General features: G+C 47.8%; 19 protein-coding genes and 1 other RNA gene. 17 read left to right on the top strand and 3 right to left on the bottom strand.

Annotated elements, in window-relative coordinates:
- The first annotated feature begins 72 nt into the window (after nt 1-72).
- The 10 genes from AC1DF0_RS27560 (at nt 73) to ssrA (ending at nt 10907) form a co-directional block, all read left to right on the top strand.
- The gene (locus AC1DF0_RS27560) at nt 73-1257 is read left to right on the top strand and encodes a phosphoglycerate kinase (RefSeq protein ID WP_442051568.1); all 1185 of its coding nucleotides are present in this window, start codon (nt 73-75) and stop codon (nt 1255-1257) included.
- 26 nt (nt 1258-1283) lie between these two features.
- Nucleotides 1284-2039, top strand: a complete 756-nt coding sequence (gene tpiA, locus AC1DF0_RS27555) for a triose-phosphate isomerase (protein ID WP_442051569.1) — start codon at nt 1284-1286, stop codon at nt 2037-2039.
- Nucleotide 2040: 1 nt separating this feature from the next.
- Nucleotides 2041-3579 (top strand): 2,3-bisphosphoglycerate-independent phosphoglycerate mutase, encoded by a 1539-nt coding sequence (gpmI, locus tag AC1DF0_RS27550; RefSeq protein WP_442051570.1) that lies wholly within the window; start codon nt 2041-2043, stop codon nt 3577-3579.
- A gap of 47 nt (nt 3580-3626) precedes the next feature.
- On the top strand, nt 3627-4919 hold the full coding sequence (eno, locus tag AC1DF0_RS27545; protein WP_442051571.1) for a phosphopyruvate hydratase: 1293 nt from the start codon (nt 3627-3629) through the stop codon (nt 4917-4919).
- A 148-nt stretch (nt 4920-5067) separates the two neighbouring features.
- On the top strand, nt 5068-5853 hold the full coding sequence (locus tag AC1DF0_RS27540) for a sugar phosphate isomerase/epimerase family protein (RefSeq protein ID WP_442051572.1): 786 nt from the start codon (nt 5068-5070) through the stop codon (nt 5851-5853).
- Between the two features lie 98 nt (nt 5854-5951).
- Nucleotides 5952-6188 carry a preprotein translocase subunit SecG gene (gene secG / locus AC1DF0_RS27535; protein WP_337103538.1) on the top strand — a complete coding sequence of 79 codons (237 nt, stop codon included), beginning with the start codon at nt 5952-5954 and terminating at the stop codon, nt 6186-6188.
- Between the two features lie 173 nt (nt 6189-6361).
- Nucleotides 6362-9202 carry a ribonuclease R gene (gene rnr / locus AC1DF0_RS27530; protein WP_477576528.1) on the top strand — a complete coding sequence of 947 codons (2841 nt, stop codon included), beginning with the start codon at nt 6362-6364 and terminating at the stop codon, nt 9200-9202.
- 268 nt (nt 9203-9470) lie between these two features.
- Nucleotides 9471-9671, top strand: a complete 201-nt coding sequence (locus AC1DF0_RS27525) for a cold-shock protein (protein WP_028609190.1) — start codon at nt 9471-9473, stop codon at nt 9669-9671.
- A gap of 154 nt (nt 9672-9825) precedes the next feature.
- Nucleotides 9826-10305, top strand: coding sequence for an SsrA-binding protein SmpB (gene smpB, locus AC1DF0_RS27520; RefSeq protein ID WP_477576526.1), 480 nt, complete (start codon nt 9826-9828; stop codon nt 10303-10305).
- A 236-nt stretch (nt 10306-10541) separates the two neighbouring features.
- Nucleotides 10542-10907: a transfer-messenger RNA gene (gene ssrA, locus AC1DF0_RS27515) on the top strand.
- A 43-nt stretch (nt 10908-10950) separates the two neighbouring features.
- Here the strand turns inward: ssrA and AC1DF0_RS27510 are convergent.
- Nucleotides 10951-11739: a nucleotidyltransferase domain-containing protein gene (locus AC1DF0_RS27510; protein ID WP_442051575.1), complete on the bottom strand. Its 789-nt coding sequence runs from the start codon at nt 11737-11739 to the stop codon at nt 10951-10953.
- A gap of 369 nt (nt 11740-12108) precedes the next feature.
- Between AC1DF0_RS27510 and AC1DF0_RS27505 the strand changes: the two genes are divergently transcribed.
- The 3 genes from AC1DF0_RS27505 (at nt 12109) to AC1DF0_RS27495 (ending at nt 14773) form a co-directional block, all read left to right on the top strand.
- The gene (locus AC1DF0_RS27505) at nt 12109-12756 is read left to right on the top strand and encodes a 2OG-Fe(II) oxygenase (RefSeq protein WP_442052983.1); all 648 of its coding nucleotides are present in this window, start codon (nt 12109-12111) and stop codon (nt 12754-12756) included.
- Between the two features lie 123 nt (nt 12757-12879).
- Nucleotides 12880-13914 (top strand): AraC family transcriptional regulator, encoded by a 1035-nt coding sequence (locus tag AC1DF0_RS27500; RefSeq protein ID WP_477576524.1) that lies wholly within the window; start codon nt 12880-12882, stop codon nt 13912-13914.
- Between the two features lie 64 nt (nt 13915-13978).
- A complete protein-coding gene (locus AC1DF0_RS27495; protein WP_477576573.1) occupies nt 13979-14773 on the top strand; it encodes an SDR family NAD(P)-dependent oxidoreductase in 795 nt (264 codons plus the stop codon).
- A 107-nt stretch (nt 14774-14880) separates the two neighbouring features.
- Here the strand turns inward: AC1DF0_RS27495 and AC1DF0_RS27490 are convergent, their stop codons facing one another.
- Together AC1DF0_RS27490 and AC1DF0_RS27485 are read right to left on the bottom strand one after the other, a co-directional pair.
- Complete coding sequence (locus AC1DF0_RS27490; RefSeq protein WP_477576522.1) at nt 14881-15651, bottom strand: LytR/AlgR family response regulator transcription factor; 771 nt, start codon at nt 15649-15651, stop codon at nt 14881-14883.
- Nucleotides 15629-18589, bottom strand: coding sequence for a histidine kinase (locus AC1DF0_RS27485; RefSeq protein WP_477576520.1), 2961 nt, complete (start codon nt 18587-18589; stop codon nt 15629-15631). The genes AC1DF0_RS27490 and AC1DF0_RS27485 overlap by 23 nt, the downstream gene beginning before the upstream one ends.
- Before the next feature lie 264 nt (nt 18590-18853).
- Between AC1DF0_RS27485 and AC1DF0_RS27480 the strand changes: the two genes are divergently transcribed.
- The 4 genes from AC1DF0_RS27480 to AC1DF0_RS27465 all read left to right on the top strand — a co-directional run bounded on the left by AC1DF0_RS27480 (nt 18854) and on the right by AC1DF0_RS27465 (nt 25755).
- Nucleotides 18854-22183 (top strand): S-layer homology domain-containing protein, encoded by a 3330-nt coding sequence (locus AC1DF0_RS27480; protein WP_477576518.1) that lies wholly within the window; start codon nt 18854-18856, stop codon nt 22181-22183.
- 254 nt (nt 22184-22437) lie between these two features.
- Nucleotides 22438-22659, top strand: coding sequence for a DNA-binding protein (locus AC1DF0_RS27475; RefSeq protein ID WP_477576516.1), 222 nt, complete (start codon nt 22438-22440; stop codon nt 22657-22659).
- Nucleotides 22660-22944: 285 nt separating this feature from the next.
- Entirely contained in the window at nt 22945-23739 is a 795-nt protein-coding gene (locus AC1DF0_RS27470; protein ID WP_477576514.1) for an MBL fold metallo-hydrolase, read from the top strand.
- Between the two features lie 189 nt (nt 23740-23928).
- Nucleotides 23929-25755 (top strand): stalk domain-containing protein, encoded by a 1827-nt coding sequence (locus AC1DF0_RS27465; protein ID WP_477576512.1) that lies wholly within the window; start codon nt 23929-23931, stop codon nt 25753-25755.
- The last annotated feature ends 4 nt before the right edge of the window (nt 25756-25759 follow it).

Here is a 25759-nt window from a genome sequence, read left to right as displayed (position 1 = left end):
TAACTCAAGCCGATGCTTCCGATGCTATTTTTGCCCATTGCATTCCACAGAAATTTTAGGAGGGTTCTATCGATGAACAAGAAAAGTGTACGCGACGTAGCTGAACTGGCAGGCAAACGAGTATTTGTACGCGTTGATTTCAACGTGCCGCTCGAGAACGGAAAAATTACGGATGACAAACGGATCCGCGAGACGCTTCCAACGATTAACTTCCTGATCGATAAAGGCGCTAAAGTTATTCTTGCGTCCCACCTTGGCCGTCCGAACGGTCAAGTTGTAGAAGAGCTTCGTCATACGGCTTCCGCAGCGCGTCTGGCTGAGCTTCTAGGCAAACCGGTGACAAAAGCTAACGAAGCAATCGGCGAAGCCGTAGAAGCGCAAGTAGCGGCTTTAAACAACGGCGACGTATTGCTCCTTGAGAACGTTCGCTTCTATGAAGGCGAAGAGCAAAACGATCCGGAACTGGCAAAAGCTTTCGCTAAGCTTGCTGACTTGTTCGTTAACGACGCATTCGGCGCAGCTCACCGCGCGCATGCTTCGACAGAAGGCATTGCACACTTGCTGCCGGCTGTATCCGGTCTTCTGATGGAGAGAGAGCTTGAAGTTCTAGGCAAAGCGCTGAACAACCCTGAGCGTCCTTTCACAGCAATCGTAGGCGGTTCGAAAGTAAAAGACAAAATCGCGGTTATCGACAAAATGCTTGAAATTGCCGACAACATCATCATCGGCGGCGGCTTGTCCTATACATTCTTCAAGGCGCAAGGCCATGAAATCGGCAAATCGCTCGTGGACAACAGCAAGCTTGATCTAGCGCTTGAGTTCATCGAAAAAGCGAAAAAACTCGGCAAAAACTTCCTGATCCCTGTTGATATCGTAGTAACAGACGACTTCAGCGCAAACGCGAACACAAAAATCGTTGACGTTGACGGCATTCCTGCTGAATGGGAAGGCATCGACATCGGACCTAAGACTCGCGAGCTGTATGCGGACGTTATCAAAAACTCCAAGCTCGTTGTTTGGAACGGACCGATGGGCGTATTCGAAATCGAGCCTTTCTCCCACGGCACGCAAGCAGTAGCTCGCGCATGTGCGGAAACGTCCGGCTACACGGTTATCGGCGGCGGCGACTCGGCTGCAGCGGCTGAGAAATTCCACCTGGCTGACAAAATGGACTTCATCTCGACGGGCGGCGGCGCTTCCCTTGAGTTCATGGAAGGCAAAGTACTCCCAGGCGTTGTAGCTCTTAACGATAAATAAGAATAAACCCATTAGGAGGGACTAGCATGAGCAGAAAACCGATTATTGCGGGCAACTGGAAAATGTTCAAGACCGTTTCCGAAGCGGTATCCTTTTTCTCCGAAATTAAAGGCAAAGCAGAAGTAGACGGCGTGGAGAGCGTAATCTGTGCACCATTCACGACGCTTCCTGCCCTTGTTGAAGCAGCGAAAGGCACGTCGATCGCAATCGGCGCGCAAAACGTTCACTTCGAAGACAATGGCGCTTTCACAGGCGAGATCAGCGGCGTTATGCTGAAGGATCTTGGCGTGAAATACGTTATTATCGGCCACTCCGAGCGCCGCGCTTACTTCGCGGAATCGGATGAGATCGTGAACAAGAAAGTTCATGCTTCCTTCAAGAACGGCTTGCTGCCGATCGTCTGCGTAGGCGAGAAGCTTGAAGAGCGTGAAGCTGGACAAACGAAAGACGTATGCAAAGTGCAAACCGAAGCGGCATTCCAAGGGCTGTCGGCTGCGCAAGCGGCTGAAGTCGTTATCGCTTACGAGCCAATCTGGGCAATCGGAACAGGCAAATCGTCGACTTCCGAAGATGCGCAAGACGTTATCGGATATATCCGCGGCGTAGTTGCCGGTCTGTATGACCAAGCGACAGCTGATGCGGTTCGCATCCAATACGGCGGCAGCGTGAAGCCGAACAATGTAGCGGAATACATGGGCCAAGCGGACATCGACGGCGCACTTGTCGGCGGCGCAAGCCTTGAGCCTGCTTCTTATATCGCTTTGGTCGAGGGGGCCAAGTAAGATGGCTGCTCCGAAACCTGTAGCACTAATTATTCTTGACGGCTTCGGCCTTCGCGACGACGTAACCGGCAATGCGGTTGCGCAAGCGAATAAGCCGAACTACGATCGTTACTGGTCTACTTATCCGCACACGACGCTGACGGCTTCCGGTGAAGCGGTAGGCTTGCCGGAAGGTCAAATGGGCAACTCCGAGGTTGGTCACTTGAACATCGGCGCCGGACGTATCGTGTACCAGGATTTGACGCGGATCAGCAAGTCGATTCGTGACCGCGAATTTTTCGAGAACGAAACGATTCTCGGCGCTGTGAACCATGTGAAGAAAAACAGCAAGAAGCTTCATCTCTACGGTCTGCTCTCTGATGGCGGCGTTCATAGCCACATTGAGCACTTGTTCGCCCTGCTGGAGCTGGCGAAGAAGGAAGAACTCGAAGACGTATACATCCATGCTTTCCTCGACGGACGCGATGTATCGCCGGACAGCGCGAAGGGTTACCTGGAGCGCCTGCAAGCGAAGATCGAAGAGGTTGGCGTAGGACGCATCGCGACGGTACAAGGCCGTTATTACGCGATGGACCGCGACAAGCGCTGGGAGCGTACGGAGAAGTCTTACCGCGCTATGGTATACGGCGACGGACCTCAATATACCGATCCGATCAAAGCGGTAGTTGAATCGTATGAGAAATCGGTTTATGATGAATTCGTTATGCCAACGGTTATCGTAGGCGAAGACAATAAGCCGGTCGGTTTAGTGGAGTCCGAGGATGCTGTCATATTCTTCAATTTCCGTCCTGACCGCGCGATTCAATTGTCGCAAGTATTTACGAACGAGGACTTCCGCGGCTTTGAGCGCGGCGAGAGCCACCCGGTTAACCTTTACTTCGTCTGCTTGACGCTGTTCAGTGAAACCGTAGGCGGCTACGTTGCGTATTCACCGAAGAACCTCGACAACACGCTTGGCGAAGTGCTCGCGCAGAACAACAAGAAGCAGCTTCGTACGGCTGAAACCGAGAAATATCCGCATGTCACGTTCTTCTTTAGCGGCGGACGCGATGCGGAGCTTCCGGGCGAGACACGCGTGCTGATCAACTCGCCGAAGGTCGCAACTTATGACCTGCAGCCCGAGATGAGCGCCTACGAGCTTGCGGAATCAACTGTTCGCGAGATCGAATCCGGTAAACACGATGCGATTATTCTGAACTTCGCGAATCCCGACATGGTCGGTCACTCCGGCATGCTGGAGCCGACGATCAAAGCGGTTGAAGCGACGGATGAATGTCTGGGCAAAGTCGTAGAAGCTGTGCTGGCGCAAGGCGGCGTATGCATTATTACGGCTGACCACGGCAATGCGGATATGGTATTCGACGAGAATGGCCGTCCGTTTACGGCGCATACGACGAATCCAGTTCCATTGATCGTAACGAAAGCGGGCGCAACGCTTCGTGATGGCGGTATTCTAGCCGACATCGCGCCGACGTTCCTTGATCTGATCGAGCTTAATCAGCCTGCTGAGATGACGGGCTCGACTTTAATCAACAAGTAATGCTTGGTAGCAATCAAATTTAACAAATAAAAAGGAGTGTTTTATCCATGTCTATTATCGTTGACGTATACGCACGCGAAGTTCTTGACTCCCGCGGCAACCCAACTGTTGAAGTAGAAGTATCCCTTGAGTCCGGCGGCAAAGGCCGCGCGATCGTGCCATCCGGCGCATCGACTGGCGCTTACGAAGCTGTTGAGCTTCGCGACGGCGACAAATCCCGTTTCCTCGGCAAAGGCGTTCTGAAAGCCGTTGAGAACGTGAACACAATCATCGCTCCTGAAGTAATCGGTCTTGACGCTCTTGATCAAGTAGCAATCGACCGCAAAATGATCCAACTTGACGGTACGCCTAACAAAGCGAAGCTTGGCGCTAACGCGATCCTTGCTGTATCGATGGCAGTAGCTCGCGCTGCAGCTGACGCTCTTGATGTACCTCTTTACACTTACCTTGGCGGATTCAACGCTAAGACGCTTCCTGTACCGATGATGAATATCATCAACGGCGGCGAGCATGCTGACAACAACATCGACGTTCAAGAATTCATGGTTCTTCCTGTCGGTGCTGAAAGCTTCAAAGAAGCGCTTCGTATCGGCGCTGAAATCTTCCACAACCTGAAAGCTGTATTGCATGACAAAGGCCTTAACACAGCTGTAGGCGACGAAGGCGGCTTCGCTCCTAACCTTGGTTCGAACGAAGAAGCAATCACGACAATCATCTCCGCTATCGAGCGCGCAGGCTACAAGCCAGGCGTTGACGTATTCCTCGGTATGGACGTTGCTTCGACTGAATTCTTCAAAGACGGCAAATACGTGCTTGCCGGCGAAGGCAAATCGTTCTCCCCTGCCGAGTTCGTAGACCTGCTTGCTTCGTGGGTAGACAAGTACCCGATCGTATCGATCGAAGACGGCTGCTCCGAAGACGACTGGGATGGTTGGAAATTGCTTACCGAGAAACTTGGAAGCAAAGTTCAACTCGTTGGCGATGACTTGTTCGTAACGAACACAGAGCGTCTGTCCGACGGTATCGAAAAAGGCGTAGGCAACTCGATCCTCGTTAAAGTTAACCAAATCGGTACGCTTACTGAAACATTCGACGCGATCGAAATGGCTAAACGCGCTGGTTACACGGCAGTTATCTCCCACCGTTCCGGCGAGAGCGAAGACAGCACAATCGCTGACATTGCTGTTGCTACAAACGCTGGCCAAATCAAAACAGGCGCTCCGTCCCGTACGGACCGCGTTGCGAAATACAACCAATTGCTTCGCATTGAGGACCAACTTGGTTCGACTGCTCAATACGGCGGCAAAGCAGCATTCTACAACTTGAAAAACTTCAAATAAGACGCTTGAAGCAAGCTTCTTAAGCGTAAGAGGGAGACGGCCTTGTGCCGTCTTCTTTTTTTATGCGCGTTGTTGCAGGTTATGAACGGCGTCCGAGAGGGGGAATCTAATTTCATACTGATGATATGCAGAGGTGCAGGAAATGGGAATGAAGGAAGAGAGAGTGCAAGACAAGCCGATCATTGGCATGCAAATGTATTCGCTGCGCGATGAAGCGGAAATTGATTTCCTTGGAACGTTAGAGAAGGTTGCGGAGATTGGCTACAAAGCGGTCGAGCTTACCGGGTTTTTCAACGTGCCGGCCAAGGAACTGATGAATAAGCTGAAGATTCTTGGTCTGTCGGCGCCATCGGCGCATATCGCACTGAACTTCAACGATATGCCGAATATGCTCTCGGAGTTTTCGGCACAGCTCGAGTATGCGAAGGAAGTGGGCTTCGACTTTATCATTACACCGTGGGCACCGCTGCCGGAGGAGCCGTTAATGGATGATGTGAAGCATCTCGTCGACGTATTCACCAAATGCGGATTGAAGGTCAAGGAGATGGGGATGAAGTACGGCTTCCATAATCATGAGGATGAATTCAAGCTGATTGAAGGCAAGACCGTGCTTGAGCATCTGATGGAGCAAATGCCGAAGGAGCTTATGACGCTGGAGCTGGATCTTGGGTGGGTGCATATGGCTGGATATGAACCGGATCTTTATATACACAAGTTCAAAGATCGAATCAAACTGATTCACGCGAAGGACTTCACGGATGGCCGCAAAGATATAGAGGTTGGGCGAGGCAAGGTTGGTTACGATAAGCTGATTCGTACAGCAGACAGCGCCGGTATTGCCTATATTTTTGTTGAGCAAGAGCAGTTTGAGGTAAGTTCGCTTGAAAGCGCGCGAGTGAATTTTGAATATTTCCGAAAATTGGGTTACGTCTGACATCCGGGTACTTGGTTGTCCTATTGTAATCTGTGCCCAGCTATGATAAAATCAGCTTATGTGTTTTTTACGGAGCACCTACGCTGGAGGTGGAATAAATGGAAATCGCTTTGAAAATTGTGCTTGTCATTTTCGCACTTGGCCTTATTGGCGTTGTTTTGCTTCAGAAGGGTAAGAGCGCTGGCTTGTCCGGAGCAATCACGGGCGGAGCTGAGCACTTGTTCGGTAAACAAAAAGCGCGCGGTCTGGATTTGTTCTTGCAGCGCTTGACGATCATTTTGGCAGTTGGATTCTTCGTCCTGGCATTGGTCGTTTCTTACTTCGTACAACAATAATTGAATGATCATGCGGAAAGCAGGGAGATATCCCTGCTTTTTTTGTATTTCTGCACATTGTCGCGGATGTATGGCTTCCATTTCGTGTATACTACATGGTATATGATAATCTATCAACCTGTTGCAGATTATACTAGAATACTGCGGCAGGCGTATGAGGAGAAATAGCGATAATGACAAATTACGAGCAGGAATTGCTTGATTTCATGAGGGAAACGGCATATAAGCCGATGACCTATCAAGAGCTTGAGAAGCACTTCGGTATTGAAGGCGCAGAGGAATTCAAGCAATTTCTAAAGCTGCTCAACCAGCTGGAGGATGAAGGGAAGATCGTTCGTACGCGCAATGAGCTGTATGGCGTACCGGAACGGATGAATCTGCTGAGAGGCAAGCTGCAGGCGCATGCGAAAGGCTTCGGTTTCCTGTTGCCCGACGAGAAGGATCACCCTGATGTCTATATTCATGCCAATGACTTGAAAAGCGCCATGAACGGCGATATATTGCTTGTCCGCATTACGTCGAAGAGCGAGGGCGGCGGACGGATGGAGGGCGAGGTCGTTCGGGTCGTCCAGCGTGCGGTTACGCAAATCGTCGGCACGTTCGAGAATCACGAATCGTATGCGTTCGTTGTGCCTGATGACAAACGGATCAATCGCGATATTTTTATTCCTAAGGGCGGATTTGAAGGTGCGGTTTCGGGCCAGAAGGTCGTCGTGCGAATCGTGTCGTATCCGGAAGGCCGTTCCGCTGCCGAAGGGGAAATTGTCGAAGTACTCGGGCATAAGGATGACCCGGGCGTCGATATTTTGTCGATTATTCGCAAGCATCAATTGCCGGAAGGTTTCCCCGATGAGGTGATGGCGGAAGCGGACGCTGCTCCGGATGAGATTACGGAGGAAGAGATCGTTCAGCAGGGCAGACGCGATCTTCGCGGAGAGGTCATCGTGACGATTGACGGTGAAGATGCGAAGGACTTGGACGATGCGGTACATGTGAAGCGGCTGGAGAACGGTAATTTTCTGCTTGGCGTACACATTGCCGATGTCGGCTACTACGTGCGGGAGAAGTCTGAGCTTGACCAGGAAGCGTATCGGCGCGGATGCAGCGTTTATTTGGTGGACCGCGTTATTCCGATGCTGCCGCATCGATTGTCGAATGGAATATGCTCGCTGCATCCGAAAGTCGACCGGCTGACTTTGTCGTGCGAAATGGAATTTGATGCGAAGACGCTGAAGCGCGTTAGGCATGATGTGTTCACGAGCGTCATCCGCACGAAAGAGCGTATGACGTATACGAACGTGAAGAAGCTTCTAACGGCGACCGATGAAGAGCCGCAGACGGAGCTTAAGGAGCGTTATGCGGATTTGCTCGACATGTTCGCGCTAATGGAGCAGCTTGCGATGCGGCTTCGTTCGAAGCGGATGAAGCGCGGCGCAATCGACTTCGACTTCGTGGAGTCGAAGGTTATCGTCGATGAGACGGGTAAGGCGGTCGATATCGTTAAACGCGAACGTTCGGTAGCTGAGCAGATTATCGAGGAGTTCATGCTTGTGGCGAATGAGACAGTGGCCGAACATTTCCACTGGCTGCGCGTGCCTTTCCTATATAGGATCCATGAAGACCCGAATCAGGAGAAGCTGCTTACGTTCATGCAGTTCGCCTCGAACTTCGGCTATGTGGTGAAGGGCAAAGGCAATTCCGTTCATCCTCGAGCGCTGCAGACGTTGCTGGAAGAGATACAAGGGAAGAAGGAAGCAACGGTCATCTCGACGATGATGCTTCGTTCGATGAAGCAAGCGAAGTATGATGCGGAAAGCCTTGGCCACTTCGGTCTCGCTGCTGAATTCTACTCGCACTTTACGTCGCCGATCCGCCGTTATCCCGATCTCGTTATCCACCGTATCATTCGCGAGGTGATTGAGGGCGGCGGACATTTGACGGAAGCGCGGCATGAGGCGCTGACGGCTAGAATGCCGGAAGTTGCGCAGCATTCCTCTGAACGCGAGCGGGTGGCGGTCGATGCTGAGCGCGATACGGAGCAGCTTAAGAAATGTGAGCTGATGCTCGATAAAGTAGGCGAAGAGTTCGAAGGTATCATTAGCAGCGTAACGAGCTTCGGCATGTTCATCGAGCTGGAGAATACGGTTGAGGGTCTCATTCGGTTGAGCGATCTGACGGATGATTATTACCACTTCCACGAGCAGCACATGATTCTCATCGGTGAGCGTACGTCAAAAATCTATCGCATCGGCGATGAAGTGAAGATCCGGATCGCGCGCGTAAGCATGGCGGATCATACGATCGACTTCGAGCTCGTCGATATGAAGCCGCGGAGCGGCGCGATGAAGGGTATTGCCGACGCGGGATTCGGCGTCGGCGGGCGCGGCGGCAAGAAGCGCGGCGGCTATGGCAGCCGCGGTGAGGGCGGCCGCGGCGGAGACCGCTCAGGCGGAGCGGGCGGTCGCGGTGGTCGCGCCGGCGCGGGGCGCGGAGGCGCAGTCGGAGGTGGAACTGGCGGCCACGGGGGTAACCCGTGGGTGGCGACTGGCGGCGGCCAAGGCGGCAAGCGACGCGGGCGCGGCGGTAACGGGGCAGGCGCTGTAGGAGCTGGTGCTGCGGGTAACGAACCAGGACGCGAGGATCGGGCATCGTGGAAGATCCCCGATGGAGCTGCAGGTGATCGTCAGGAGTCGCAATCGCGAGGCGATTCTGCTGAAGGCGGCAAAAAGCAGCAAACCGACATGTGGGGCTTGCCGATCCGGGGAGGTCGCAGCAGTTCATCATCAAGCGGCGGCCATTCGGTTGGTTTCAGCAGGAACGGCAGCAGCGGTCAGGGCGGAGGTAAGCGGAAGAACGCGACGTCTGGCGGCGTATTCAATGCCAACCGTTCGAGCGGCAGTCAGCCAGGATCTGATGCTGCCGGCGGCGGTGAAGGCAAGAAGAAACGTAAGAAGAAGAGCGGAGGGGGAGGCGGCAACGCGACGGCTGCCTTCGTCCGGAAGAAGCGTAAATAAGCGATTAAAGGGTTAGCGGCGCACTCGTTCGGGAGGCCTACCGGGTGCGCCGTGTTTTGGACGAATTGGGAAATTATATTTATATTTGGGCTTGTCGCTTGCTTTTTAATTGTGGGAATAGTATACTCAAGTCAATCGATGATATGAACCTGAATTCACATATTGAAAAGGGTGTCATTATAGTCATGAAACCCTTTCCAATGTGTGAATTTTTTGTTTAAAGACAAACCAGGCGCATATTAATATTATTTTTTTGGAGGTTTTACACATGCAACAAGGTACAGTTAAATGGTTTAACGCAGAGAAAGGTTTTGGCTTCATCGAAGTTGAAGGCGGCAACGATGTATTCGTACATTTCTCCGCAATCACTGGCGAAGGCTTCAAAACTCTTGAAGAAGGCCAACGCGTTGAGTTCAACGTTGTTCAAGGCAACCGTGGACCACAAGCAGAAAACGTAGTTAAGCTGTAATAGCTTACTCGTTGAACGGAACCGTCCTTAGCTTTGGCTAAGGACGGTTTTTGTGTATACAGGGGATTGGCAACTTCTTGCATTCCGCTTACAAAGTTGCTACAATAAATTTCTGAATATAAACATTTTACGCTGCAAAGTTGAGGTGACCGGCATGGGCAAGAAAGMCGACGGCAAGCAATTAGCCCAGAATAAGAAAGCTTCCCATGACTACTTCATCGAAGATACGTTTGAAGCGGGAATGGTGCTTACGGGCACGGAGATCAAGTCGCTGCGCAACGGCAGAGCCAATATAAGCGATGCGTTCGCAACGATTCGCAATGGCGAAATCTTCATTCATAACATGCATATTAGTCCGTTCGAGCAAGGCAATATCCATAATCCCACCGACCCAACTCGGGCGCGCAAGCTGCTGCTGCATAAGGCTCAGATCCACAAGCTATACGGTCTGTCCAAGCAAGAAGGCTATGCTATCGTGCCGCTTAAGATCTACGTGCGCAATGGATATGCGAAGCTGCTCATCGGTCTAGGTAAAGGTAAGAAACAGTATGACAAGCGCGATACGGCTGCTAAGCGCGATGCACAACGCGATATTCAGCGTGCGCTGCGCGAGAAGCAGAAGGTCGCCAGATAGTTGCAGCATTACCATGGATGATCCCAGCCATTGTTGCCAACAACAATGACGAGCATTAGCCGGAAATTCGTGTTATACTAAAGCAGTAGCAAAGGCAATACAACGCAAGCTCAACTGATCAATAACAGATCTGCTGGATAATAAGCAGCTGTTGTTGCTCGCTAATCCTGAAGCTTCATTGACGCTAAACGCTTGAGGTTGAATGAATTTCAACGGTCAGCCGTTTATGCCAAGATGGGGGCGTTCTTGGATTCGACGGGGATAGTACGAGCGCGGGTTGCGGGTAGCAGGGAGTCGTCTGCTTCATCAACGCTAAAGCCAATTAAATGGCAAACAACAACAAAACTACGCTTTCGCAGCTTAATAACCTGTGAGCGTGCTCCTACCTAGCATCGCCCATGTGACTAGACTAGGGGCTAACAAGTAGTGGGATACGCCGCTTCGGTCTCCGCCTGGGGTCGACGGAAGAAGATAATCAGGCTGACCCAACGCGTAGTCGGTTACGGGACGACGCTCGGGTGACATCAATACCGTGACTACACCCGTAGAAGCCTGTGTGGCGTGATCTTCGGACAGGGGTTCAAATCCCCTCGCCTCCACCAATACCATGAGAAAGAGCACCGTATTAGGTGCTCTTTTTGCATTCTAATTAATCAACGAAGTATACACCTTTTCAAGGTAAGCAATAGCAACATGTTCCGCTTCTTCTTTTATAAGTACATCAGAATGTTGACGTAAGCGTTGATAGAGGTGGATAGTGCTTTTTAACGCATGGTAGCAACTCTCGAAACCGTGTAAAGGGATGGTCTTTTTTAGTTCTTCTATTTCACTGATGCCATACTGTTCCAGCTTTCTAACGCCTCTAGGTAGTTGACCATTACGCATCAAAACCAAAGGACCTAATACAACACTGCGAATAAATGTAATATGATCGATCAATTCAAACCATTCTCCTCTTCCCAGCTTCGTGGCACCGTAATGGATCCAGACCCAGAAGCGGTCCTCTATCCATTGTGAATTAGGGTATGGATGTGAGGGAGAGGTTTCATTAAAGATTTTACTGATTTCCTGATCTTTTTCCCATAAAATAAGCGGGTTTTCAATTCGTATTTCAAGCTCTTCCAATGTTACAAATTTAAGATCTACATGCAGTGGCTCTGGTCCGTATAAGCAAATAACCACACGAGGTTCACCAACGTGTTCACCTGTGAATCCAGAAAGTAATTTGCCCAATCCTTCTGCAATGAGAAGCCGTTGATTCATGATTTGCTCCTGGTAGGCTGAGTCATATACGATGATAAGGTCTAAATCGCTATACTCATCCATGGTGTTCGTCATCATCGAACCACCAGCAAGGAGACCTCGAACTCGTCGATCTTGACTTAGTTTTTCCTTTGCTTGACACACGAATCGTTCGTGTACAGGTAAAAGCATATAAAGCACCCCTTATAACATGACCCAAAAAATGGGTATTACGCCAATTTATCATTTCATATGAACTTTGTCAATTATAAACTGGGCGATACTCGGGTGAAATCAAAACTGTGACTACACCCGTAGAAGCCTGTGTGGCGTGATCTTCGGACGGGGGTTCAAATCCCCTCGCCTCCACCAATACCATGAAGAACCCGACCTCGTGAGGTCGGGTTTTTGTTTTTTGTCATTAAGGGCACTTGTTTTATTTTGCTCAAGAACACAATACAGTCGAATTATTTAGAGTTTTCTGAAATTAATAGAGTAAATCGTTTCGATTCATGGTATGTTACTCTGTGGTGAATGTCATACTATAGGGGCTGCATAACGATGATGGGAGATACGACTGAGAAAGAGCTGACGATATTTGATCATATTGGAAATACGATCAAGACGGATGATCGGGAAATTCGTATACTTGCCAAGTATGAGGCACCATTGGTAGTCGTGCTGGGCAATGTGCTTAGCGATGAGGAATGCGATGAGCTAATTAAACACTCCAGGGATCAATTGCAACGTTCGAAAATAGGTGGAGAACATGCAGTCAATCACATTAGAACGAGCAGCGGGGTGTTCTGCGAGGACAGTGAGACGATTACAAGAATCGAGAGGCGCTTCTCTCAAATTATGAATATTCCTATCGAGCACGGTGACGGATTGCAGGTTCTGCTCTATACCCCTGGCCAAGAGTATCAACCACATTATGATTTCTTCGCAGAAACGAGTCGAGCAAGCGCTAACAATCGAATTAGTACGCTCGTGATGTATTTGAATGATGTGGAAGAGGGCGGGGAAACGGCATTCCCCATGCTTAATATGTCAGTTTTCCCTAACAAAGGCATGGCCGTTTACTTTGAATATTTTTACAGCAATCATGAATTAAACGATTTCACTCTGCATGCGGGGACACCGGTCATTAAAGGGGAAAAGTGGGTTGCGACGATGTGGATGAGAAGGCAAGCCCTTCGTATTTCCTAAATAACCGCTCGCCACCACCATATGTAAACCGCATCCGCATGAGGATGTGGTTTTTGCTGCTAACCTTGATAGGGGACAGCGCTGGAACATAGAACTACGTATATAAAAAGGAGTGCCGTACGAATGAAATCTCATATCACGGATCGGATTAAACTCTCGCCAGGATTTTGGGCAGGATTACGTCACTTAGGGATTGCCGACTACGAAGTAGCACGCCATGCACGATTACCGCTTACTATTATAACTGAACCGGAAGTGACCACTGCCCAATATTTTGCGATATGGCAGGCTTATTCCGATCTCGTAGGCGATACGGCCAAGGCAATTATCAATCTGGCGACTTCTTATGAGACAATGCACTACCCGCCGACTGTTTTAGCGACTTACCACGCTCGTGACTACCGCGATGCTTTGAACCGAATGGCTCGTTACAAACAACTTTGCCCTCCTGAACGATTACAGATCACCGAAGAGGCCGATTGCTGTACGATCGAACTGGAATGGCACAATTCGGAGCAATCGGGTCCGCCAATGCTTGTAGGCCTCACTTTGGCATTTCTTTTAGAGCTTGGACGCAGAGGTACAGGGCAACTATTGACTGCGCGGAATATCGAGTTTTCCCAATCCATGGGCGATGTGAAGGCGCTTGAAGCTTATTTTGGCTGCCCTGTCCGAATCGATGCAACATGTAACAGACTGACACTGCATCGAAGAGATCTGGACCGCTCCTTTGTCTCGTACAATGAAGAGTTACTAGAGATTCTGACTCCCGTTCTCGACCAATCATTGAATGAACAGAAGCGGGGCCGATCAATTGCCGAGATGGTCAAATGGATTATGAAACGCAGCCTCACAAGCGGACGTCCGGACATTCAGGCTGTGGCGAGGGAACTCCGTATGAGCGACCGTACCTTGCAGCGGAGACTTAGCGATGAAAACACAAGCTTCAATAATCTGTTGACAGAGGCTAGACATGAGCAGTCGCGAGAGTACTTGGCGGACCTCTCTCTCGATATTAAGGAAGTGGCTTTCTTGATTGGATATGAAGACCAGAACTCTTTCTACCGCGCCTTTCGCAATTGGGAAGGCGATACTCCTTCGAATTGGCGCGTAGAACACTTTGGCGTGTCAAACAAGAGCATTGGCGGGATAGGCTAGTTACCGAACAACGCATACAAGGTAATATAATCACTATCCACAACATAAGAAGGAGAAATGCATGATGGATATGGGATTAAATAATAAAACAGCACTAATTACAGGATCAACGAAAGGCATAGGCAAAGCAATCGCCATTGAACTTGCCAAAGAAGGCGTTAATGTACTCATGAATGGACGAAATGATGATGAAGTAGAACGTACTGTGAGTGAAATCAAGTTGAAGTTCCCGGATACTACGCCTCAGAATGCTGCAGCCGATATTGTGGATGCTAAGCAAAGAGAAGCTATATTTGAAAAATACCCTCAAATCGATATTTTAGTAAATAGTATGGGTAAATATGAAATCATGAAATATGAAGATGTTGACGACGAAGTGTGGGAATCCTATTTTCGCACAAACGTTCTTGCAGCAAATCATTTATCTAAGTTTTATTTGCCTAAAATGTTGAAAAACAATTTTGGACGTATCATCTTTATCGCTAGCGAAGAGGCCATCATGCCTTCGGGACAAATGCCTCAGTATTGCATGACCAAATCAATGCTATTATCATTGTCAAAAAGCTTGTCCAAACTAACAATAGGTACAGAAGTTACAGTCAATACGATCATGCCAGGACCCACGCTTTCTGAAAATGTGCATCAAATCATTGACGGTATATATGCTGATGAAAATATGACGTTCGCAGAAAAAGAGAAAAAATTTATGGCTGCAAACCTGCCTCAATCCGAAATACAGCGATTTATTAAGCCTAGTGAGATAGGCAGACTAACAACATTCGTATGCAGTCCTTACGCATCGGCGTTTAAAGGATCTCCAATCCGTATGGATGGGGGAATGGTGCCGACTATTTTTTAACATTTCTCGAAATAGTAATAGGGTAACAGGGAAACGGGGAAGATCGTCTCAAATAAGCTGTAAGGAAAAGGACCGGCCATTGAGCCGGTCCCTCTTTGTAATCAGACTTAAACGGTTGATTCTAAACGATAGGACCATAAATATCCTTTCGATTCCAGCAGAAGCGTATCCTGGATTTCCTTCGGCTCTATGATGATGCTGTTGTTGGTATTCATGATGTAACCGTCATTTATTCGATCGATTACGATTGGCACATCCAGCTCCATAAAAAGCTGACGCATACGGTATATCGTATTGTACAGATTGGAGAGTGCCCGTTTTTCCTCTACATGCGTCCAGATATCATCGATGATTCTCCATTTTAAGCATAATTTATTTTCATGAAGCAGAAAGTAGTAGAACAGCTCCTCGGTTACGCGAGTAGGCCATTTTGCAAGCTGTTCCCCCTTTTTAACAAATGCTTCCCCATAAAGCTGGACACAAAGCTCCTGCTTATTGGCCGGTTTCGGTTTATTGCCATAATATTTCTGAAGGCGTTCATCCAACTGCTTAACTGTATTCGGAGTCATCGGTTTTAAGATATAATCAAGCGCTTGTACGCGAAAGGCTTGCACGGCATATTGTTGGTGAGCGGTTGTGAAAATCACAGGCACGTCGATGCCGTTTTCCACTAGGCTTTGGGCCAACTGAAGTCCTGTCATTCTCGGCATTTCAATGTCCAGCACGAGCGCGTCCAAATCTAGCTTCGGTATTTCCTGCAACGCATCGAACGGCGATTCGAAACGGCCTACAATTTGAAAGGGACCATAGGTTTCCAGCAATCTAGCATGCAGTCCCAGAATCGGTTTCTCATCCTCAACGAGAATTACTTTCCACATGATCTCGTCCCTCCATAATCGGAATTAATAATTGAATGGTAGTTCCTTTGCCCGGCAAGGAGCTGATCTCCAGGCTGCCTTGTTTGAGATCATGTACGCGTCGACGCACATTCGTAAATCCGATGCCGGAATTGGCAGGCTCTCCTCCCATTAATTGGGCGCAATGCTCTGCTGACATACCTACGCCATCATCGGCGACACATATGCTCAAGCGAGATTCGTGCGAGTAGATCGAAACCTGAACATGTCCAGATCCTTCTTTGTCGAATAGACCATGGCGAATCGCATTTTCGACTAAAGGCTGCAAGAGCAAACTAGGAATCAGAACATTGTCGGCGGCAATTAGCGGATCGATGTCACAGGCGAATGTTAACCGTTCGCCAAATCTGGCCTTTTCTACATCTACATATGCTTCAATAATTTCCAGCTCCTTCTGAAGGGAAGAGAATTGTCCGTCCCGGCTCGTTTCAAATATATAACGAAGGAAAGAACTGAGCATCGTCAGCAGATGAGCAGCACGCTCTCCATCCGTGTAGCAGAATGAAATAATGTTGCTGAGCGCGTTATACAAAAAGTGCGGTTTGATTTGGGTTTGCAGAAAGGCCATTTCATACTCAATCGCTTTCAGCATAGATTGTTTCGTCTGTTCGGCGGCATTCAATCGAGCCATCAAAGTCTCTTTCGAGAAAGGTTTTACAATGTAATCATTTGCGCCGGAAGCAAATATTTTTTCAATATGTTTGGGATATTCGGATGAAATCATCATGATAATCGGCAGCTCCAATAAAGGTGCTTGCGTACGGATTTGCTGTAACAATTCGAGACTATTCATGTTGCCGGGAATAATGTCGTCAATAATCATCATCGCTATTTCCGGGTGACTGCTATAGTAGTCAAGCGCCTCTTGAGCGGTATAAGCAATTCGAATTTTGTACGTATCGCTCAGCATGCCCCTCATGACTTCCGCGTGCATCACATCATCATCGACAATGAGAAGCGTTGCCAGCTCTAGTTCTTCTGCGGATACGGCAGCTTCAACGTTGTATTCGTATTCCGCTGCTGTAACCGGCTCTTTAAATTCGCTGAAAGCCAGTTTGAGCGTGAAGCGGATACCTCTCTCCATTCGTTCATACGTTATGCTTCCATTCATTTGTTGGACTAGCTCCACCGTCATCATAAGCCCTGAAGATTGCTGCCGGTCCCTGTTCGCTCTCACGGACACGCCAGTTGTCGCCACATGAAGAAGGATATCCTCTCCAGCCTGCATGGCTTCAATAGACAGGCTGTTTTCTACGGTATCGTTAGCAATCTCTGTCATCATGCGCAGGAGCACCTGCGTCAGGGCTTGCTCGTCCGCCGATACATAAAGCTGCTTTGATATGTTTTCGTTTATTTGAATCTTCTTCTTCACGAATGTAAGTTGCATCAACTGAAGCACATGGAGCATGACCATTCGGAGATTAGTGGACTTCAACTGAATGGCGTAATCATTAAATCGAATACGAGTAAAATCGTTCAAATCTCTCAGGATATAAACCATGTTGCCAATTAGCTGCTCGGCTAAGTATAATTGCTCGCCTTGCCTCCTGTGATCGCGCTCTCGAGAAATCGAATGAATCAAATGGACGGCGTCATGCAGAGGTCTCTGCAAATCATGCGTAGCGACTTTCAGGAAATCATCTTTCGTATCGTTTGCCTTCTGTAATCGAGCAGTCAACTGCTCGGATTCCTCCGTTCGATTCATGAGACGTATGCCGAGAAAAACATTCATCGCCAACACACACCCGATCAGTCCGATTCTGTTCAAGCTGTTGCGGCCGGAGTAGAACAAGCTGTCAGACGAACCGCTTATCGCGAAGATAGCAAGAAACAAAAGCATTGCCAAGAGAATGACAGCTTCGTTTCTGCGTATGGAGATCCGATTCTTAACAATTAAATAAAAGATGCGAGCGATAACTCCCAGGAATAGTCCATCCATATAATAAAAAAATTCATACTGCATGCTCGACAATGTTCTTGCCGGGAGAATGGCATTTAAAGACGAATAGACCAGGAGCGGAAGAAGAAGCAGAAACAATGTCTTTCGATTCATAATAGAAGGAATAATTTTGACGATAAAGACCAGAAGCAAGATGGCGCTCAGGTATGTACTGACGTCTTGGATGCGAAAATAGAGCTCGTAAGGAAATGACGGGAACTCGCGTATGACCAATCGCTCTCCGCGAAACACAATTACGATTGCTAACGTTAGAAAGTACAATCCGCTGTATAGAAAGGCTTCGTCCCTCGTTCGCAGCAAATATATGGTTAAATGATACATGCAGAACAGCAGCATACACAAGGCTGCAGCCCATTCCATGGTAAGATCTCTCTGCACGTCATTCTTAATATGCTCGGCGTCGCCGATATCGATTGGCAGGACGATGCCGCCTCTTGCATTGTAGAAGTTGGATACGTGAACCGTGATAAGAAGCTGCCGGCCTTCGGGTTTAAAGTATACTTCATAGGAGGGATTATTCAGTACCGTTTCTTGTTTAGAATCGGCCGTTTTCCCTTTTTCCGAGATGAATGCGCCATTGACATAGATGGTATGGGCAGACCAAATATTGCGAACGCGAAGACCGATGTCCTCCGACCAGTGCTCGGGCAGATATACCATGATCTGATAGGAGCCCCATTGCACATTCGACGGCCAGGGACCTGGGACTGGCACATGATTCGCATCTTTGGAAAAATCAGTCGGACTAATAAAAGAATCGGCCGTAAACTTCCAATCGCCGGCTAACGAAACAAATGGAGAATCGGTCAGCTCTCGCAGGTCAAGCACGCCGTCTAAGGCTTTGCTATGGACGGAGCTTGTATCATGGTCGCTAAAAATCATATAAAGAATGGCGATCAAGGCGCATACCACACCCAAGCAGCCAAGTAACTTTTTCATCTATAGTCACACTCCTATTGATACTATCATACGTTAAAGGTCTCTCAAAAAACTACCAATTGACATTTAGAACGGAGAGAAGTTTGAGAGATTTTTGAGAGAAGCCTCTGATATGGTGGGATCAACATCTTGGATAGTTTGGAGGGGTATGGCTTTCTGACAAGGGACTTCACTCTTAATTTAGATAGTTCTATCAGCATGTATTATTGTTAACGGAATTAGATACAAAACTTTGTTTCTAAACTTACAGGACGGGTGAATCAGATGAAGAAAAAAATGATTGCAATGGCAGTTGCTTTTCTATTGTTGGTAACGAATACATCAATGGCGTACGCACTTTCTCCGGTAGCAGAGGTTTACTTTAATGCCGGCACAAGCACTTATGATTCCAGTGATTTTGAAAGCCAATTAAATGATGCCATTAAAGCTAAGCTGATAGCAGGGGGCGTAAATCCTAAGTATGTGTCGATAATGGACGCAAGCGCAAACCCGGCGACTGTAACGGACTCCCATGTTCATTCCGGCTCTGACAGCTGGTATAACGGCACTCCACCGGAGGTTGTAACGGCCGATCTCAATCACGTTCAGACTTCCAATAACGGCAAAGCTTTAACCTTTTATGGTTACACTGAGTCGGGCTATAAAGATTTCATGCTGACGAGCGAAACGCCTGACGGCAAAAAAATCATTACTTTTGATATGGATGAATCCAAGGCCAATTACCATAGCATGGAAGGCGGAGGTTTTCTATTCAATACTCAGATCGATAACGCTGGCCTATTGAGCGGCTACGCTATTTTATATGTTAGTGATGGTATTAATGTCTATCAGATTGATGAAGTGAATGCAGATGATTTGCACAATGAGGCATATAGCGATTTGGGCTCCATAGACGGCGTTACCCTAATCGAAAGCTATGAAAAGGGGACATCGGCCCAACACACAATTAAAATCAATGTAACGGATACAACATTGAATATGTGGGATAACGGAGAGCAAGTTATTAGAAATCTCGATCTCCCTGATTCTTATGGTGAAGAATTCGGTCCAATCGTCAGCCATATCGGCCACGGTTGCGAGATCATTTCGATCTTTGCTTTTGACAATATGAAGCTGTTCTCTACTTCCAGCAAAACGTTGGACGAAGCAGTAGAAGATATCGTTTGGGAAGATTACGCTCCTTTGCGCTATGTCGTGAACATCAACGACGATCCTAGAGAAAGCTTGGATGGGGGAGAGAATCAATCCCATTTGAAGGACTCCTTCGATAGCAATGACGCCCAATATGTAGGGGTAACCGAATCGGTTTATGAGGATATTAACCAAAACTTTATTGATGAGATTGCGAATGGCGGATTATATGTGCCTTCCGATTCCGAGAATGCTAATGAAGAAATCATTGAAGCAATTGCAGAACGTATTGTGAATCAAATTATTAATGATTATAAAGTGGCGATTCTGGCTATTGAAGAAGCAGAGGACAACACAGATATCTCGTTTAATTCCGGAGATAACAAAAATACGGTGAGAAATGACATTACGTTGGAGCAAAGCGAAGATGTAACGACAGTCTGGTCCTCCGATCAGCCTTCAATCATCGCGCCTGATGGAACGGTTACAAGACCGGTTACGGACCAACCAGGAATCTATGTGAACCTGAAGGCAACGATTACAAAAGACGGGTTAACAAGCGAAAAGATCTTTACGGTTTATGTGCTTGCTGCAGAGCCTGGTCCTTTAAGCACTTTGTCGGCGGTTGCAGGCAATGGCCAAGCGACACTGAACTTTCCGCCACTAACGGATGCATCGGATGATGATATTGTGGTGGAACAATCGATAAACGGCACTGACTTTACTCCGGTTGATCTAGATGAGACGCTCACGGCTGCTTCAACGAGTGTAACCCTAACCGGCCTAACGAACGGAGAAACTTACTATTTCCGACTATCTGTCGGTTCAGGTTTTTATGAAGGTGTATCTAATATTGTCGATGTTTCCCCTTCTGACCCGGTAACCACTTTGTCGGCTGTCGCGGGTAACAAGAAAGTTACATTGAAATTCCCTGCTATAACAGGGGCATCCGACATCGTAGTTGAACAATCAACCGACGGTGAAACCTTCACTCCGGTAACGACATCAGAGGAGTTGGACGCCACTTCTACGAGAGCGACTGTAATTGGTCTAACGAACGGAGAAACTTACTATTTCCGTTTGGCAGTCGAATCGGGTCAACATGCAGGCTTATCCAACGTCGTTACAGTTAAGCCGGTTGCGCCTTATATTTCTGAAGAGCCAACAATGGATACGAAAGTAATTGTGTCCGACCAAGCAAACGGCGGTACAATCACAACGGACAAAATCACGAAATTAGTCGGTGACGACTTGAAAGTAACGGGTAAAATCAAGTTGGCCAACGGCCAAGAGCTGGATCTTCCGAATATTGTAATGAATGAAGACGGCAGCTTTACGCTTCCGAAGGTCGAAGCCGGCGAATATGTATTATCGTTGAACGTGATTGCGCCAAATGGCGAAAAGCTGGCAGGCCCTGTTGGTAAACTAGTTGTTGATGCCAACGGAAAAGCAAGCTTAACGGTGGATCTGATCGATCCTTACGGCACGATTCTTGATACAGTAACCAATCAGCCCGTTGCGGGCGTGAATATGAAATTGTACTGGGCCGATACAGAGCTGAATCGTTCCAAGGGCAGAGTGCCTGGAACGCTTGTTGATCTGCCAGAGCTGCCGAATTTCGCACCAAACAAAAACCATAACCCGCAAATTAGCTCGGAGAACGGCGAATACGGCTGGATGGTTTACGCTGACGCCGATTACTATTTCTTAGGCGAGAAGAATGGATACGTCGTCTTTGACAGCCGTAACGATAAGCGCGAAGAGAGCTTTGGGGATGACAGCCATATTAAAGACGGGGTTATTCACGTTGGCGAAACAATCGTGAAATTCAGCTTCTCCTCGCAGCCGATCGTGAAGGCCGAGGGAACTCATAATCCATACATGGTTGGTTATCCTGACGGAACTTTCGATCCGGATCGCGGCATTGTACGAGCTGAGATCGCTGCAATCCTGTCCCGTTTATACACATCTACAGCGAGCGAGAAGAATGTATCGTATTCCGATGTGAGCGCAAAATATTGGGCGGCAGATGCTATCGCAACAGTTACGAATAATAAATGGATGGTCGGCGCTGGAAACGATACGTTCCAGCCAAAGAAAAAAATTACGCGAGCAGAATTTGCGCAACTACTGACGAACGTGTATAAATGGGACATTGTAAATGAAAGCACCTACACGGACGTAACGGGACACTGGGCGGAGAAAGCTATTGCAACGGTTGAGAAGCAAGGCCTGCTATTTGATTTTACGGATAAGACCTTTAATCCGAATCAGGAGATTACGAGAGTCCAGGTTGTCAGGATCTTTAACCAACTGCTGGAGCGTAACCCATGGCATGTCGAGGTTGGCGCTAAATGGACCGATGTTCCAGCAAGCCACGAATACTACTTGGACATTATGGAAGCTTCGGTTCAGCATCCATTCGAGCAATACGAAACCGGTATCGAAAGCTGGAAAAAATAAAAATAAGTTTTAACTGAACTAATCATCATATGGCTGGGAATTGTGGTTCTATACAGCCTCGGTTCGCCTCCACCAATACCATGAAAGACCCGGCCTCGTAAGGTCGGGTCTTTCATGGTATTCTTGTCTATACGCGCAAACGATGTCTGCTCAGTGATACAGTGATTGGTTTAGGAAAAAACGAAAACTTCTGTTATAATAAAGGATAAAGTCAAGAAAGTTATTGACTAAGAATAGGAATGGTTGCACCGGTTATGAATGAATTCGAAGACTGGAATCTTAAAGTGAAAAAAACCTTTAATGCTACAAGTAATCAAGAAGTATTAACGGTTACAGAGGCAGGTCATTTGTTAGGCCTTACAAAAGATCAAATGAAAACCTACGCAGACAAAAGCCATCTAACCAAAGTGCCGATCATGAGAAGTGTTCATAGGTATCTTTTATTGAAGAGTGAAATAGATGAGTTAATAAAGTGATTTAAACTTGAGAGAGAGTACCGCATGAGGTACTCTCTTTGTTTTATTGTCAATTCACTATAAAACGCCTCATTCTGTCGGATATACGTCGTAACGCGTCAAACTGATGGTTGTCCTTTAGTTGTTATTAGCTATAATAGGAATATATCATATAATTTCAACCAGAATACAAGGTTTAAATTTCCGCTCGGATGAAAAAGGACGCGACTTAGGTATCATTGCCGATTAGTCAACTGAAGGCATTGCAAATAAAAGCATAAAAACAATGTTGAAGGAGACATGATCATGGCACAATCCGTAACCTTTTACCCGCTTGGCGTAGGCGATTCGTTTACGACGCGGCACTTTTTTGTCAACAGCGTTATTAATGTGGACGGTCGCGAATTTTTTATCGATTGCCCAGGGTACGTCGCGAAGATGCTCCATCAAAACAGCTTGCATGGAGAACTCCCGCTCGGAATTGACAGGTATAAGGAACTGTTCATTACCCACCTGCACTCCGATCACGTTGGCGGTGTCGAGGAGCTCGCATATTTGCAAATGTACAAAACCGTTCATCCGATCAAGCTCTACGGGCCGGATTGGCTGCTGCAAGATATTTGGTCCCATCTGCGTCCCGCATTGGAGCCTTCGCCTCGCGAAGGAAGCGACATCGCGAATTTCGACTGGTACTTCGACCCGATCGCGATCGGCGAGACCCACGATTTCGGAGAGTTTAAAGTCAGCTACAAATACACGCGGCACAAGCCCCGGACGCTCGCTTACAAATTCGATTTCGGCAACTTTAAGCTTGGATACGCACCGGATACGGGCTTCGATCCGGAATTGATCGCATGGTTGAGCGACAGTGATCTCATTATTCACGAGGTATGGTTCGGACCGACGGAAGTATTGGGCGGCGATATTCGCAATCTGCATACGCCGATAGCCGATCTGCTCACGCTGCCGGAGGAATTCCAACGCAAAACGCTGCTATGCCACTACGCGGACTCCGCTTATACGGACCACCCCGAGAACCCGAGCGAAAATATCGGAAGCTACCGGCTGCTGCAGCAAGGAAAGCTTTATAAGCTGGTGTAAGCAAAATAAAAGACGATCAAAATTCCTGTTTAGGGAATCTTGGTCGTCTTTTCGCTTTGGCCGGGCGTTCCGGTTTTGAAGAAAGGGATGGATAGAATGAATAACTATGGTATATTAAAATTTGTCGTTTACATAATGTTACAAGTCTATTATTTACAATTATATCTACTGACAGAAGGAGAACAGAAGATGAAAAAGTTCGTGCCATTATTTGTTATTCTCGCGATGGCGGCGCTAAGTCTCCAATCGGCCGTTTATGCCAGCGCTGGCAAACAGCAGATTACTGTAACGAAGGGAGCGGCTGCGATTACGGTTAACGAGGAGCCGTTATATTTTAATTACAATCAAATTCCGTTCACCTATAAGGGGACAACGTATTTGCCGATTCGAAAGATTGCTGAGGCACTAGGTAAACAAGTGACGCTGAACTCGCAAAAATCAACGATAAACCTTTCGGGAAACGTAGAGTATGAGCCTGACTATAGCGGGTATAGCGATGGTTACGGGTATAGCGAGAAGATCTCGATCCAATTCGTCAAACTAAATATCGTATACGACGGGAAGCTGGTGCTGAAAGAGATTCAAGCGATCGTTTACGATAATACGACTTATTTGCCGATGCGCGCTCTCGTTGAAGCGGTAGGGGCAACGCTGGAGCTGGACCGCTACACCATTAATATTAACAAGCCGGTCCTAATCCCCCATGTTCAATACCAAACGATAAAAGTAGATGGATCGATTAGAAGCACGGTTGGACAGGGAGCTGATTTCCTCACTTCCTACGATTATCTCGCTCCCTCGGTCGTCACCTTCGTAAACCCTGACGGCACGCTGAACGTAGGCTGGGACGATCAGAATAGCGAGACCTTGAAAATCGCCACCCTATCTGCGGACTTAAAGGTTACGAATACCTTCTCCATAAAGAAAGAGATGCCGCTAATGGGCTCGTATACCAAGGACGAGCAAGGTAACTTCTATGTCCTTTGGGGTCGTGAAGTGCAAGAAAACGAGAAGAATACGGCTAGTGTCAAAATCAGCAAATATTCCAACGCCGGCGTGAAAATGGGCGACGTATCATTCACGGCGGGAACGCAATATTTTAACGGGACGAAGGAGCCTTTCGCATTCGCCAATGCGAAGCTTCAATACTCGAACGGGCTGTTGGTCGCCTTTTTCGGGAGGCTTATGTTCCAGTCTAACGACGGGTTGAACCATCAATCCTCGACCGCCTTATATGTCGATTCAACAACGATGAAGCAAATGACGCTTCCAATTCCGTATTCAAGCCATTCCTTTGATCAGGATGTTGCTTTTGACGGGGATAACCTTGTATTTGCAGATCGCGGGGACGTGTACGATAGAGGTTTTGTTATTTCCAAGGTAGATCGTGCACAGGATGCGTTGCATAGTGTTACACCGTTTTATTTTAAATATGGGACAGCGATCTATCAGCAAACCTTCTCCGAGCTAGGAGGTATCGCTGTTGTGGATGACGGCTATGTCCTTGCGGGTTCATCCGAAAAAACGATGAGCGCGGAAATGGCAAAAACAGAACATAATGAATCGAGGAATATATTTATACAGCGGATTGCCAGAGATTTCGAACAGGCAGCCCAGCCCGTATTGACCAAAGGGGATAATMAGCATTTCAACATTTCACTTAGGGGAAGTACGTATGATGTATCGAATACAGGCGTGGTTTGGTTAACCGATTATCGAGACAAAGACTTGGAAAATGCGGCCCATCCGAAAATGACTAAAATAGACGGCAATCGAATCGTTATCGTATGGGAGAAAGTCGGTCAACGAAACAAAGACTCAAGCAACATGGATTACAGAACAACCTATTATATGGTCGTTACGCCAGATGGGGAAATCGTAAAGCCGGCAACGGAAATAAAAGGCGCAAGAATAAATGCCGGTGATTCGATTAGATACCATGATGGAGCGGTATACTGGGCGACGGCCAATACAAATTCCAAAATTATTGTTTACAAGTTAACAGATTTGAAATAGCGCG

The organism is Paenibacillus sp. 05T425 (genome assembly GCF_056396205.1).
Note: the sequence above shows the minus strand (reverse complement) of the source record. Positions and strands in the feature narration are given on the sequence as shown.